This window comes from Enterobacter cloacae complex sp. 2024EL-00227 (assembly GCF_043945315.1).
GTDB lineage: Bacteria > Pseudomonadota > Gammaproteobacteria > Enterobacterales > Enterobacteriaceae > Enterobacter > Enterobacter roggenkampii.
Map to the genome: position 1 here is coordinate 312,813 of NZ_JBIMQP010000004.1, position 12,777 is coordinate 325,589.

The 12,777-nt window shown below is 56.2% G+C and carries 13 protein-coding genes; 4 read left to right on the forward strand and 9 right to left on the reverse strand.

Annotated elements, in window-relative coordinates:
- Window positions 1–19: 19 nt before the first annotated feature.
- The 5 genes from lysS to xerD form a co-directional block, all read right to left on the reverse strand.
- The gene (lysS, locus tag ACHH0Z_RS10085; RefSeq protein WP_021242046.1) at window positions 20–1,537 is read right to left on the reverse strand and encodes a lysine--tRNA ligase; all 1,518 of its coding nucleotides are present in this window, start codon (window positions 1,535–1,537) and stop codon (window positions 20–22) included.
- 9 nt (window positions 1,538–1,546) lie between these two features.
- A protein-coding gene (gene prfB / locus ACHH0Z_RS10090; protein ID WP_095908218.1) for a peptide chain release factor 2 occupies window positions 1,547–2,645 on the reverse strand; the annotation gives its coding sequence in 2 pieces (ribosomal slippage) (window positions 1,547–2,569 and window positions 2,571–2,645; 1,098 coding nt in all).
- A 90-nt stretch (window positions 2,646–2,735) separates the two neighbouring features.
- Window positions 2,736–4,469, reverse strand: a complete 1,734-nt coding sequence (gene recJ, locus ACHH0Z_RS10095) for a single-stranded-DNA-specific exonuclease RecJ (RefSeq protein WP_023326023.1) — start codon at window positions 4,467–4,469, stop codon at window positions 2,736–2,738.
- 5 nt (window positions 4,470–4,474) lie between these two features.
- Window positions 4,475–5,188, reverse strand: coding sequence for a bifunctional protein-disulfide isomerase/oxidoreductase DsbC (dsbC, locus tag ACHH0Z_RS10100; protein WP_008499708.1), 714 nt, complete (start codon window positions 5,186–5,188; stop codon window positions 4,475–4,477).
- 28 nt (window positions 5,189–5,216) lie between these two features.
- The gene (gene xerD / locus ACHH0Z_RS10105; RefSeq protein ID WP_008499709.1) at window positions 5,217–6,113 is read right to left on the reverse strand and encodes a site-specific tyrosine recombinase XerD; all 897 of its coding nucleotides are present in this window, start codon (window positions 6,111–6,113) and stop codon (window positions 5,217–5,219) included.
- A 102-nt stretch (window positions 6,114–6,215) separates the two neighbouring features.
- On the opposite strand from xerD, the gene fldB reads away from it, so the two are divergent.
- A complete protein-coding gene (gene fldB, locus ACHH0Z_RS10110) occupies window positions 6,216–6,737 on the forward strand; it encodes a flavodoxin FldB (RefSeq protein WP_008499710.1) in 522 nt (173 codons plus the stop codon).
- A gap of 6 nt (window positions 6,738–6,743) precedes the next feature.
- On the opposite strand, the gene ACHH0Z_RS10115 is transcribed toward fldB, so the two are convergent.
- Window positions 6,744–7,154 carry a protein YgfX gene (locus ACHH0Z_RS10115; RefSeq protein ID WP_023326024.1) on the reverse strand — a complete coding sequence of 137 codons (411 nt, stop codon included), beginning with the start codon at window positions 7,152–7,154 and terminating at the stop codon, window positions 6,744–6,746.
- Window positions 7,135–7,401 carry an FAD assembly factor SdhE gene (gene sdhE / locus ACHH0Z_RS10120; RefSeq protein WP_006178375.1) on the reverse strand — a complete coding sequence of 89 codons (267 nt, stop codon included), beginning with the start codon at window positions 7,399–7,401 and terminating at the stop codon, window positions 7,135–7,137. The genes ACHH0Z_RS10115 and sdhE overlap by 20 nt, the downstream gene beginning before the upstream one ends.
- 294 nt (window positions 7,402–7,695) lie before the next feature.
- Here sdhE and ygfZ point away from each other — a divergent pair, with 294 nt between their 5' ends.
- The gene (ygfZ, locus tag ACHH0Z_RS10125) at window positions 7,696–8,676 is read left to right on the forward strand and encodes a tRNA-modifying protein YgfZ (protein ID WP_008499712.1); all 981 of its coding nucleotides are present in this window, start codon (window positions 7,696–7,698) and stop codon (window positions 8,674–8,676) included.
- An 84-nt stretch (window positions 8,677–8,760) separates the two neighbouring features.
- Here ygfZ and ACHH0Z_RS10130 read toward each other — a convergent pair whose 3' ends face one another.
- A complete protein-coding gene (locus ACHH0Z_RS10130; protein WP_021242052.1) occupies window positions 8,761–9,420 on the reverse strand; it encodes a hemolysin III family protein in 660 nt (219 codons plus the stop codon).
- A gap of 265 nt (window positions 9,421–9,685) precedes the next feature.
- Between ACHH0Z_RS10130 and ACHH0Z_RS10135 the strand changes: the two genes are divergently transcribed.
- Window positions 9,686–10,417, forward strand: coding sequence for a MurR/RpiR family transcriptional regulator (locus ACHH0Z_RS10135; protein WP_008499714.1), 732 nt, complete (start codon window positions 9,686–9,688; stop codon window positions 10,415–10,417).
- A gap of 116 nt (window positions 10,418–10,533) precedes the next feature.
- Window positions 10,534–11,967: a 6-phospho-beta-glucosidase BglA gene (gene bglA, locus ACHH0Z_RS10140; protein ID WP_023294510.1), complete on the forward strand. Its 1,434-nt coding sequence runs from the start codon at window positions 10,534–10,536 to the stop codon at window positions 11,965–11,967.
- A gap of 65 nt (window positions 11,968–12,032) precedes the next feature.
- Here bglA and ACHH0Z_RS10145 read toward each other — a convergent pair whose 3' ends face one another.
- Window positions 12,033–12,776, reverse strand: a complete 744-nt coding sequence (locus ACHH0Z_RS10145; RefSeq protein WP_023326025.1) for an SDR family oxidoreductase — start codon at window positions 12,774–12,776, stop codon at window positions 12,033–12,035.
- Window position 12,777 lies beyond the last annotated feature (1 nt).

Consider the following 12,777-nt stretch of genomic DNA (forward strand, 5'->3'; position numbering starts at 1 on the left):
TTTTTTACATCTTAACGTCTTACTTGACCGGGCGCATCGCCGGGAACAGGATCACGTCGCGGATGGTGTGGCTGTTGGTGAACAGCATCACCATACGGTCGATACCAATACCCAGACCCGCCGTTGGTGGCAGGCCGTGCTCCAGCGCGGTCACGTAGTCTTCGTCGAAGAACATCGCTTCGTCGTCGCCTGCCGCCTTCGCGTCAACCTGATCCTGGAAGCGCTGAGCCTGGTCTTCCGCATCGTTCAGCTCGCTAAAGCCGTTGCCGATTTCACGGCCGCCGATGAAGAATTCGAAGCGGTCAGTGATCTCCGGGTTCTGGTCATTACGACGCGCCAGCGGAGAGACTTCAGCCGGGTATTCGGTGATGAAGGTCGGCTGAATCAGGTGCGCTTCGGCCACTTCTTCGAAGATCTCGGTCACGATACGGCCCAGACCCCAGCTCTTCTCAACCTTGATACCGATGCTTTCGGCGATCGCTTTCGCAGAATCGAAGTTATCCAGATCGGCCATGTTGGTTTCCGGACGGTACTTCTTGATCGCTTCGCGCATGGTCAGTTTTTCGAACGGCTTGCCGAAGTCGAAGACTTCTTCACCGTAAGGAACCTGCGTGGTGCCCAGAATATCCTGCGCCAGGGTACGGAACAGGGATTCGGTCAGCTCGATCAGATCTTTGTAATCCGCGTACGCCATATAGAGTTCCATCATGGTGAACTCTGGGTTATGACGAACGGAGATCCCTTCGTTACGGAAGTTACGGTTGATCTCGAACACGCGGTCAAAACCACCAACCACCAGACGCTTCAGGTACAGTTCCGGCGCGATACGCAGGTACATGTCCAGGTCCAGGGCGTTGTGATGGGTGATGAACGGACGCGCAGACGCGCCGCCCGGGATCACCTGCATCATTGGGGTTTCCACTTCCATAAAGTCGCGGTTCACCATGAACTGGCGGATACCGGCCATGATCTGGGAGCGAATTTTGAAGGTCTTGCGGGATTCATCGTTAGAGATGAGATCCAGGTAGCGCTGACGATAGCGCGCTTCCTGATCCTGCAGGCCGTGGAATTTGTCCGGCAGCGGGCGCAGGGCTTTGGTCAGCAGACGCAGCTCGGTGCAGTGGATAGACAGTTCACCGGTTTTGGTTTTGAACAGTTTACCTTTCGCGCCCAGGATATCGCCCAGGTCCCACTTCTTGAACTGCTCGTTGTAGATGCCTTCCGGCAGATCGTCACGGGACACGTACAGCTGAATGCGGCCGCCAACGTCCTGCAGGGTCACGAAGGAGGCTTTACCCATGATACGGCGGGTCATCATGCGGCCCGCAACGGCCACTTCAACGTTCAGCGCTTCCAGCTCTTCGTTCTCTTTCGCGTCGAAGTCAGCGTGCAGTTGGTCTGAGGTGTGGTCACGACGAAAATCGTTCGGGAACGGCACGCCCTGCTCGCGCAGCGCTGCCAGCTTCTCGCGGCGGGTTTTCAGTTCGTTGTTAAGATCGACTACCGCGTCAGCGCCCTGTGCTTGTTGTTCAGACATGTTGGTTCCTCATAACCCTGCTTTCAAACTTGCTTCGATAAATTGGTCCAGGCTGCCGTCCAGCACCGCCTGCGTGTTGCGGGTTTCAACCCCGGTACGCAGGTCTTTGATGCGGGAGTCATCAAGGACGTAAGAACGGATCTGGCTGCCCCAGCCGATGTCAGACTTGTTGTCTTCCATCGCCTGTTTCTCAGCATTTTTCTTCTGCATCTCCAGCTCATAAAGCTTCGCTTTCATCTGCTTCATGGCCTGGTCTTTGTTCTTATGCTGGGAACGGTCGTTCTGGCATTGCGTGACCAGCCCGGTTGGAATGTGGGTAATACGCACCGCAGATTCCGTACGGTTAACGTGCTGGCCGCCCGCGCCGGATGCGCGGTAAACGTCGATACGCAGGTCCGCCGGGTTAATTTCGATATCGATATCTTCATCAACTTCCGGGTAAACAAACGCGGAGCTGAAGGAGGTATGACGACGGCCACCGGAGTCGAACGGGCTCTTACGCACCAGGCGGTGAACGCCGGTTTCAGTGCGCAGCCAGCCGTAGGCGTAATCACCGATGATCTTGATGGTGACGGATTTAATACCGGCCACTTCTCCTTCAGACTCTTCGATAATTTCGGTTTTGAAACCGCGCGCTTCGGCCCAGCGCAGGTACATGCGCATCAGCATGCTGGCCCAGTCCTGCGCTTCGGTACCGCCGGAACCTGCCTGAATATCGAGATAGCAGTCAGCGCTGTCGTATTCGCCGGAGAACATGCGACGGAATTCAAGCTGCGCCAGCTTCTCTTCCAGCACGTCGAGTTCTGCTACGGCTTCGTTAAAGGTCTCTTCGTCGTCGGCTTCGACGGCCAGCTCCAGCAAACCGGAAACATCTTCCAGCCCCTGGGCCATTTGATCCAGCGTATCTACGATAGCTTCGAGAGAGGAACGCTCTTTACCCAGCGCCTGTGCGCGTTCAGGTTCGTTCCAGACGTCCGGCTGTTCCAGCTCGGCGTTTACTTCTTCAAGACGCTCTTTCTTGGCATCGTAGTCAAAGATACCCCCTAAGAACGTCAGAGCGCTCCGTGAGGTCCTGAATACGGTTTTTTACCGGATTAATTTCAAACATGGTCTGTTTTCTTTTATGGACTTGTCAAAATGCGGTGATAAGAGCGGGATTGTACCGAATCCACGCCCTTTTTTATAGAGATTACTGCCGCTAAATTGGCCAGATATTGTCGATGATGATCTGAAGGGTGCGGTTGCCGCGAAACTCGTTGATGTCCAGTTTGTACGCCAGCTCGACCTCGCGCACGCCGTTGTCCGGCCATACCGCCGTGTCAACGTTAAAGGCAATGCCGTCCAGCAGCGGGCCGCCGCCGACCGGTTCAACCATCACCTTCAGATGACGCTCGCCGACGATGCGCTGCTGCAGCAGGCGGAAACGGCCATCGAACAGCGGTTCCGGGAACATCTGCCCCCATGGACCGGCATCGCGGAGCATTTGCGCCACGTCCATCGTCATCTCAAGCGGTGAAAGCTCGCCATCGGACACCACTTCCCCCTGCAGCAGGGCCGGGTCAATCCAGTCGGTGACCAGCTCGCCGAACAGGCGCTGGAACTCGTCGAATTTCGCCTCTTCCAGCGACAGGCCTGCCGCCATCGCATGGCCGCCGAACTTGATCATCAGGCCCGGATACAGCGTATCGAGACGTTCCAGTGCGTCGCGCATGTGCAGACCCTGAATCGAGCGGCCAGAGCCTTTCAGCGTGCCGTCGCCCGCGGGGGCGAACGCAATCACCGGCCGGTGGAAGCGCTCTTTAATGCGCGACGCCAGAATGCCGACCACGCCCTGATGCCACTCGGGATGGTACATCGCCAGGCCGCCCGGCAGCGTGTCGCCGCTGCGCTCCAGTTTTTCGCACAGGGTCAGCGCTTCGGCCTGCATTCCCTGCTCAATCTCTTTACGGGTCTGGTTCAGGGCGTCCAGCTCGTTGGCCAGCACGCGCGCCTCACCGATGTTGTCGCACAGCAGCAGCGCGACGCCAACGGACATATCGTCCAGTCTTCCGGCCGCGTTCAGGCGCGGCCCGAGCGCAAAGCCCAAATCGCTTGCCGCCAGCTTGAGCGGGTCGCGGTTGGCAATTTCCAGCAGCGCCTTGATCCCCGGACGGCACTTGCCCGCCCGGATACGGCTCAAGCCCTGCCAGGTCAAAATACGGTTATTGGTATCGAGCGGCACCACGTCAGCGACGGTACCCAGCGCCACCAGATCGAGATATTCGGCCAGGTTCGGTGCGGCAATACCGCGGGAGTCGAACCAGCCCTTGTCGCGTAACAGGGTACGCAGCGCCAGCATCAGATAAAACGCCACGCCTACGCCCGCGAGGGATTTCGACGGAAAATCACAGTCGCGCAGGTTGGGGTTAATAATCGCGTCGGCGGCAGGCAGCGTTTCACCGGGGAGATGGTGATCGGTAACCAGCACCGGGATCCCCAGCGCGTGGGCATGATCGACCCCCGCATGGGAAGAGATCCCGTTATCGACGGTCATGATCATCTGCGCACCGCGGGCGTGGGCTTGATCGACCACTTCCGGGCTGAGTCCGTAGCCGTCTTCAAAACGGTTCGGCACCAGATACGTGACGTTATCGCAGCCCAGCGCGCGCAGGCTGAGCACGCTCAGCGCGGTGCTGGTTGCGCCGTCGGCGTCGAAATCCCCTACTACCACAATACGCGTGTTCTCACGCAGGGCGTTGTAGAGCATTTCAGTGGCTTTTTCGATGCCGTTCAGCTGCTGCCAGGGCAGCATCCCTTTTACGCTACGTTCAAGATCCTCAGCACAACGCACGCCGCGGCTGGCGTAGAGGCGCTTCAGCAGCGGCGGGAGATCGTCCGGCAAATCAATCGGTTCAACCGCCTCGCGGCGGCGCAATTTTATCGGGGCTTTCACGCGGATTATTTACCACTAACCTGTTTCTGGTGCGCGTCGAGGAACTCTTTCATCTCTTTTGGTCCCTGATAGCCCGGAACGACGTACCCGTTGCTCAGGACAATCGCTGGCGTACCGCTCACGCCAAACTGCACGCCCAGCGCGTAGTGGTTAGCGATATCAATGTCGCAGGAGGCCGGCTTAACGCCTTTGCCGTTCATCGCGTCGTCAAACGCTTTGTTGCGGTCTTTTGCACACCAGATGGCCTTCATGTCCTGCTCCGGCTGGCTCTGCACGCCCGCGCGCGGGAAGGCCAGGTAACGCACGGTAATACCCAGCGCGTTGTAGTCTTTCATCTCTTCATGCAGCTTGTGGCAGTAGCCGCAGGTGATATCGGTGAAGACGGTAATAACGTGTTTTTCCTGCGCGGCCTTATAGACGATCATCTCTTTTTCGAGCGCGTTCAGGTTTTTCATCAGCAGCTGGTTGGTCACGTTGACCGGCTGCGCGCCGCTCACGTCGTACATTGGCCCCTGAATAATGTGTTTACCGTCTTCGGTGACGTACAGCACGCCGCTGTTGGTCAGTACCGTTTTCATCCCGGCGACCGGTGCTGGCTGAATATCGCTGCCGGTGACGCCAAGCTTAGCGAGCGACTGTTTGATAGCGGCGTCGTCAGCATGGGCGAAACCGGTAAAGGAGGCTGCCAGCAGGGTGAACAGCGCGAAACTCTTTTTCATAGTTGATCCTGTTACAATTCGTCGGCACTCACGCACGAGGGTGGTGCTGTTGGTGTAGCTGCCGCAGGCGTTCCGTCGCGACATGGGTGTAAATTTGCGTCGTGGAAAGATCGCTATGTCCCAGCAGCATCTGCACCACGCGTAAATCCGCGCCGTGGTTGAGCAGATGCGTCGCGAAGGCATGACGCAATACGTGCGGCGATAGCTTTTCACTGTCGATACCGGCCAGTGTGGCGTAATGCTTGATGCGATGCCAGAACGTTTGCCGCGTCATCTGCTGTGCGCGCTGGCTCGGAAACAGAACGTCGATAGACGCGCCGTTGAGCAGCCACGGGCGACCGTGCTCCAGATACGTTTCCAGCCAGTAAACCGCCTCTTCGCCCAGCGGAACCAGCCTTTCCTTGTTTCCTTTACCGATGACGCGCACCACGCCCTGACGCAGGCTGATGTCGCTCATCGTCAGGCCAACCAGTTCCGAAACGCGCAGGCCGGTAGCATACAATAGCTCAAGCATCGCTTTATCGCGTAACTCCAGCGGCAGGTCAACAGCCGGTGACTGTAATAATCTCTCAACTTGTGCTTCGCTGAGATCTTTCGGCAGCCGCTGCGGGAGCTTAGGGGATGCCAGCAGCGCGCTGGGATCGTCTTCGCGGATCTTCTCACGGTAGAGATGCTGGAACAGCCGACGCATGGCGCTGAGCAAGCGCGCAGAGCTGGTGGCTTTGTAGCCCCCTTCTACACGTTCACCGAGCAGCGCCTGCAGGTCGTCGCTTTGCGCGCTCGCCAGCGAGAGCTGCCGACGGGCCAGCCACTCCACCAGCATGGTAAGATCGCGCCGGTAGGCGCTGAGCGTATTCTCGGCCAGATTTTTTTCCAGCCACAGCGCGTCGAGAAACTGTTCAACGAGTGCGAGATCCTTTTCCACATCAGCCCCTTTGATTCTGCAGTCAGGCCATTATGCCTGATTGTGACCGGTTTCTGGTACACTACGCGCAAAGTCAAAGCATGAATTGAGATAAGTTACGCGATGAATATTGGTCTGTTCTATGGTTCCAGCACCTGCTACACCGAAATGGCGGCAGAGAAAATTCGCGACATCATTGGCCCGGAACTGGTGACGTTGCATAACCTGAAAGATGACGCGGTCGCGCTGATGGAACAGTACGATGTGCTGATCCTGGGCATCCCAACCTGGGATTTTGGTGAGATACAGGAAGACTGGGAAGCCATCTGGGATCAACTCGATTCAGTCAATCTCGACGGCAAGATCATTGCCATGTACGGCATGGGAGATCAGCTGGGTTACGGGGAATGGTTCCTGGACGCGCTCGGCATGCTGCACGACAAGCTGGCGCCGAAAGGGGTGTCGTTCATCGGCTACTGGCCAACCGAAGGTTACGAGTTCACCAGTAAAAAACCGATTATTGCCGACGGCGAGCTGTTTGTTGGGCTCGCGCTGGATGAAACCAACCAGTACGATCTTAGCGATGAACGTCTGCAAACCTGGTGCGAGCAGATCCTGGGCGAAATGGCAGAAAAGTTTAGCTAACGCGTATTACCCCTGCGTCGTCTGCTGCAACAGCATCCGGCGCAGGTCTCGCCACTCGGCAGCATCCATACTGTCAGCCGCCAGCCAAAGATGCTGGCAACGCCCGCCGTCCACCTTGCGTAGCCGTAACATCATGCCGCAGTTGAGCATCCAGGGCATACCGAGAATATCCCACTCTTTTCCCTGCCAGCGCAGGCGGGAATCCATCAGTAACTTGATCTCTCCCTGACGGGCATTAATGCGACGCTGGCTGCGTACGCTGTCAAAAACGACAAACGAAAGTAGCAGCAGCCACAGCGGCGTATAGCTCAGCGGCCACGGCATCAGTAACACAATGGCCGCAACCAGGCCGTGGAGCAATAAAGACATCCACTGCGAGCGCCACGAGACGCGAAGATCAGATTGCCACAGGACCACGTTCCCGATTCCGTGTTTGAATTAATTGCACCATCCGTTGCAACTCGGTGTCGGCGGGTTTGCCGTGGTTCATCAGCCAGTTGAATAAATCCGGATCGTCAGACTCAAGCAGGCGAACAAACAGACGCTTATCGTCGTCGCTTAAGGTGTCATACTCATATTCGAAGAAAGGCATGATGGAAATATCAAGTTCACGCATGCCGCGACGGCACGCCCAGTGAATACGGGCCTTGTTGTTAATATCCATGTTCAGTTTCCTGCATTACGTTTGGCACAGTCGGTACCCCATTCGGTGTTCTTTATTTCTCTACGGGGACACCAGCTAGTGTAACGTGTTTTTGACCGTTTCATTACTGGAATATTGCGATCAACGAGCAGGCTTCCAGAATAATCCCTACAAACACAGCGGATTACACTATTTTGCGTGGCGCTACGCAGAACCGGTTTATGGCACAAATGGCCTGTTGAAAGCGCTTGCATTGCCTGTAGGCTCTTTTACCATTAGGCATTATCAAAGCGTTAAGCAATTCAGGATATCGTTATGGCATTTACACCATTTTCTCCTCGCCAGCCCGCCGCCTCTGCGCGTCTGCCGCTGACGCTTATTTCTCTTGATGACTGGGCGCTGGCAACGCTCACCGGTGCCGACGCCGAAAAATATCTGCAGGGCCAGGTGACCGCCGACGTCAGCCAGATGACCGAACACCAGCACCTGCTGGCCGCCCATTGCGACCCAAAAGGCAAAATGTGGAGCAACCTGCGTCTGTTCCGCCGTCAGGACGGCTTTGCCTTTATTGAGCGCCGCAGCCTGCGAGACGCCCAGCTCAAAGAGCTGAAAAAATACGCGGTCTTTTCCAAAGTCACCATTGCCGCAGACGACGAACATGTCCTGCTGGGTGTAGCAGGCTTCCAGGCGCGTGCGGCGCTGAAAAACCTGTTCAGCGAACTGCCGGATGCCGAAAAGCAGCTCGTCAGCGAAGGCGCCACCTCAATCCTGTGGTTTGAACACCCGGCGGAGCGTTTCCTGTTAGTCACGGATGCGGCAACTGCCGAACGCGTGACCGAGGCGCTGCGCGGCGAAGCGCAGCTCAACAACAGCCAGCAGTGGCTGGCGCTGAACATCGAAGCGGGTCTGCCGATCATTGACGCTGCAAACAGCGCGCAGTTTATTCCTCAGGCAACGAACCTGCAGGCGCTGGGCGGCATCAGCTTTAAAAAAGGCTGCTACACCGGCCAGGAGATGGTCGCGCGTGCGAAATTCCGCGGGGCAAACAAACGCGCGCTGTGGACGCTGGCGGGACATGCCAGCCGCGTCCCTGAAGCGGGTGAAGATTTAGAGCTGAAGATGGGTGAAAACTGGCGCCGTACCGGCACCGTATTAGCCGCCGTACAGCTGGATGATGGACGTCTTCTGGTGCAGGCCGTTATGAACAACGACATGGAAGCGGACAGCGTGTTCCGCGTGCGTGACGATGTGAACACGCTGAGCATCGAGCCGCTGCCGTATTCACTGGAAGAGTGATGCTGTATCGCCCGGTGGCGCTGCGCTTACCGGGCCTACTTATCCCGTAGGTCGGGTAAGGCGAAGCCGCCACCCGACGAAAAACTACACCTGCCCCACATACAAATAAATCGCCAAAAAGTGGCACACGCTGCCGCCCAGCACAAAACCGTGCCAGATAGCATGGTTGTACGGAATGCGCTTGCAGACGTAGAAAATGACGCCGAGCGAATACACCACGCCGCCTAAGGCCAGAAGCGTTACGCCCCCTATCGACAGTTTGATTGCCAGCTGGTACACCACGATCAGCGACAGCCAGCCCATGGTCAGATAGGTGACCAGCGACAGCACCTTAAACCGGTGCGCGATGGTGAGCTTAAACAGGATCCCGAGCAGCGCCAGGCTCCAGATAACGATCATCAGCCCGCGCGACAGCGGTGAGTTGAGCCCCACCAGCAGAAACGGCGTATAGGTACCTGCAATCAGAAGGTAGATAGCGCAGTGGTCAAATTTCTTGAGCCACATCTTGGCCCGCTGATGCGGGATCGCGTGATACAGCGTCGAGGCCAGAAACAGCAGGATCATGCTCCCGCCATAGAGGCTGTAGCTGGTAATCGCCATCGCGCTGGCATTGGCGTCTACCGCCTGCACCAGCAATAACACTAAACCGACAATCCCAAACACCAGGCCAATGCCGTGGCTGATGCTGTTGGCTATTTCCTCAGCCAGCGAATATCCCTGTGCGATTAATGGTCTGCTCACCATACAAAACTCCGGGAAAACAAAAGATGATTATTCATCGCATCACTATGCTAACTGAGAATGATTCCAGTGAACACCTGTTAGCTAAAATAATTTCACATCAAAATTTATGACTATAAATCATAGGCATAAATAAATTTTTCACCTAACATTTGTTCACATTAAAATTTAACCATTAAGAATCAAGAGCATAAAAATGGATCCTGCCGTCTGGCCGCATGTTATGATGGATACATGAAGTCTGAATAAGAGTTATGCCACTGTGAGTATGTTCACCCACTCCGCCATTGCCAGTCTCAATAACCTGGAGATGATGGTCTACAACTATGTCATTAAAAACCGTGACAAAGTCATGTACATGACCATCCGCGAGCTGGCGGATGCGGCGGGTGTCTCGACGACCACCATCCTGCGCTTTTGCCGCAAGCTTAACTGCGAAGGCTACTCGGAGTTTCGCGTTCGCTTTAAGCTTTATCTTGAACAAAACGAGCCCCAGCAGGCGAATTTCGGCGCCAGCGAAATAATTAGCTTCTTTAAAAGCGTAAATAATGAAGAGTTCGACGCGTTATTAGATAATGCGGTCGATATTATTTTATCGTCGGAACGCATTATATTTGTCGGCGCAGGGACATCAGGCTCGCTGGCAAAATATGGCGCACGTTTCTTTTCTAATATCGGAAAATTCAGTAACCATATTGATGACCCTTATTTCCCGGTCACCAATGACATGGCGAAAAATGCGCTGGCGATTGTGCTCTCCGTCTCGGGTGAGACCGAGGAGATCCTGCGCTTCGCCAGCCAGTTTAGCCTGCATCATTGCAAGGTGCTCTCCATTACCAGCCACGAGCACTCGCGCCTCGCAAAACTGGCGGACTTTAATCTCTCCTGGCACGTTCCCCAGACGCGTATTGCAGGCGTCTACGATATCACCACGCAAATTCCCGTCATCTATATTCTGGAATCTCTCGGCCGTAAGCTGGCGAAGAAACTTGCAGAATAAAACATCCTGTTTTTTTGATGTGACAAATCACATTATGCCCAATTTGTTATATCGTGACATTTAATTTCGCTTTGCTAGACTCGATGCCAATAAGCCATTTATTGAGAATAGCAGCGATGAAAAAATTGACCTTACCAAAAGATTTTTTATGGGGTGGCGCGGTTGCCGCTCACCAGGTTGAAGGCGGCTGGAACAAAGGCGGCAAAGGGCCAAGCATTTGCGACGTATTAACCGGCGGCGCACACGGCGTGCCGCGCGAAATCACGCAGGACGTGGTGCCGGGAAAATACTATCCCAACCATGAGGCGATTGATTTCCACGGCCATTACAAAGAAGATATCAAGCTGTTTGCCGAGATGGGCTTCAAGTGTTTCCGCACCTCGATTGCCTGGACGCGTATCTTCCCGAACGGTGACGAAACGCAGCCAAACGAAGAAGGGCTGAAGTTTTACGACGACATGTTCGATGAGCTGCTGAAATACAACATCGAACCGGTGATCACCCTCTCCCACTTCGAAATGCCGCTGCACCTAGTGAAGGAGTACGGCAGCTGGACCAACCGTAAAGTGGTCGATTTCTTTGTACGCTTCGCGGAAGTGGTCTTCGAGCGCTACAAAAACAAGGTCAAATACTGGATGACCTTCAACGAAATCAACAACCAGCGTAACTGGCGCGCCCCGCTCTTCGGCTACTGCTGCTCGGGCGTGGTCTATACGGAACATGAAAATCCGGAAGAGACCATGTACCAGGTCCTGCATCATCAGTTTGTGGCCAGCGCCCTGGCGGTGAAGGCCGCGCGCCGCATCAACCCGGAGATGAAAGTCGGCTGCATGCTGGCGATGGTGGCGCTCTATCCGTTCTCCTGCAAACCGGAAGACGTGATGTTCGCCCAGGAATCGATGCGCGAGCGCTACGTCTTTACCGACGTCCAGCTGCGCGGCTACTACCCGTCCTACGTGCTGAACGAATGGGAGCGTCGTGGCTTCTCCATCAAAATGGAAGCGGGTGACGAGCAGATCCTGCGCGAAGGCACCTGCGACTACCTGGGCTTCAGCTACTACATGACCAACGCGGTGAAGGCGGAAGGCGGCACCGGCGATGCCATTTCCGGTTTCGAAGGCAGCGTGCCGAACCCGCACGTGAAGGCGTCCGACTGGGGCTGGCAGATTGACCCGGTGGGCCTGCGCTATTCCCTGTGCGAACTGTACGAGCGTTACCAGAAGCCGCTGTTTATCGTTGAAAACGGCTTCGGTGCCTACGACAAGGTGGAAGAAGACGGCAGCATCAACGATGACTATCGCATCGACTACCTGCGTGCCCACGTGGAGGAGATGATCAAAGCCGTCACCCACGATGGCGTCGATCTGATGGGCTATACGCCATGGGGCTGTATCGACTGCGTGTCGTTCACCACCGGCCAGTACAGCAAGCGCTACGGCTTTATCTACGTGAACAAGCACGACGACGGCACGGGCGACATGTCGCGTTCCCGCAAGAAGAGCTTCGAGTGGTATAAAGGCGTGATTGCCAGCAACGGCGAGGCGCTGTGATTTTTTGCCCGGTGGCACTGCGCTTACCGGGCCTACACGAATAGGAGGCCGGGCCGCCACCCGGCTTATTTCCCGCCCGCTAACTCAATAAAACTCCCCGTCACGTACGACGCCTTTTCGCTCAGCAGCCAGACAATCGCCTGGGCGACCTCTTCCGGCTGGCCGCCGCGCTGCATCGGCAGTAACGCTTTCACGCGGTCCACTCGCCCCGGTTCTCCGCCAGAAGCATGAATATCGGTATAGATCAGGCCCGGACGGACGCAGTTGACGCGAATGCCCTGCGCCGCCACCTCCAGCGACAGCCCCGTTGTCAGCGAATCCACCGCCCCCTTGGACGCGGCGTAATCCACATATTCACCCGGTGCGCCCAGGCGGGACGCCGCGGAAGAGACATTCACTATCGCCCCGCCCTTGCCGCCATGTTTGAAGGACATGCGTTTTACCGCTTCCCGGCAGCAGAGGAAGTAGCCCGTAACGTTGGTCGCCAGGACGCGGTTAATACGCTCGGCGGAGAGATTCTCGATGGTGGATTGCTCAAACAGAATCCCCGCATTATTGACCAGCGCGGTCAGCGGCTCGCCTTCACGATCGAGGCTTTTAAACATCGCCAGCACCTGAGCTTCATCACTGATGTCTGCCCGAACGGCAAAGGCTTTACCGCCCGCCTCAACAATCTGGTTGATCACATCCGTTGCGGCCTTAATGTTGTGATGATAGTTCACCGCCACGGTGTAGCCTTCGCGGGCCAGCTGCAGCGCAGTGGCCTTCCCTATGCCCCGGCTGGCGCCGGTCACAAGTGCAATGCCCATT

What these genes read in the sequence shown, in the direction of transcription:
- lysS (WP_021242046.1), bottom strand. Translation starts at nt 1,537, where the DNA reads ATGTCTGAACAACAAGCACAGGGCGCTGACGCGGTAGTCGATCTTAAC.
- dsbC (WP_008499708.1), bottom strand. Translation starts at nt 5,188, where the DNA reads ATGAAAAAGAGTTTCGCGCTGTTCACCCTGCTGGCAGCCTCCTTTACC.
- fldB (WP_008499710.1), top strand. Translation starts at nt 6,216, where the DNA reads ATGAATATTGGTCTGTTCTATGGTTCCAGCACCTGCTACACCGAAATG.
- sdhE (WP_006178375.1), bottom strand. Translation starts at nt 7,401, where the DNA reads ATGGATATTAACAACAAGGCCCGTATTCACTGGGCGTGCCGTCGCGGC.
- ygfZ (WP_008499712.1), top strand. Translation starts at nt 7,696, where the DNA reads ATGGCATTTACACCATTTTCTCCTCGCCAGCCCGCCGCCTCTGCGCGT.
- ACHH0Z_RS10130 (WP_021242052.1), bottom strand. Translation starts at nt 9,420, where the DNA reads ATGGTGAGCAGACCATTAATCGCACAGGGATATTCGCTGGCTGAGGAA.
- ACHH0Z_RS10135 (WP_008499714.1), top strand. Translation starts at nt 9,686, where the DNA reads ATGTTCACCCACTCCGCCATTGCCAGTCTCAATAACCTGGAGATGATG.
- bglA (WP_023294510.1), top strand. Translation starts at nt 10,534, where the DNA reads ATGAAAAAATTGACCTTACCAAAAGATTTTTTATGGGGTGGCGCGGTT.
- ACHH0Z_RS10145 (WP_023326025.1), bottom strand. Translation starts at nt 12,776, where the DNA reads ATGGGCATTGCACTTGTGACCGGCGCCAGCCGGGGCATAGGGAAGGCC.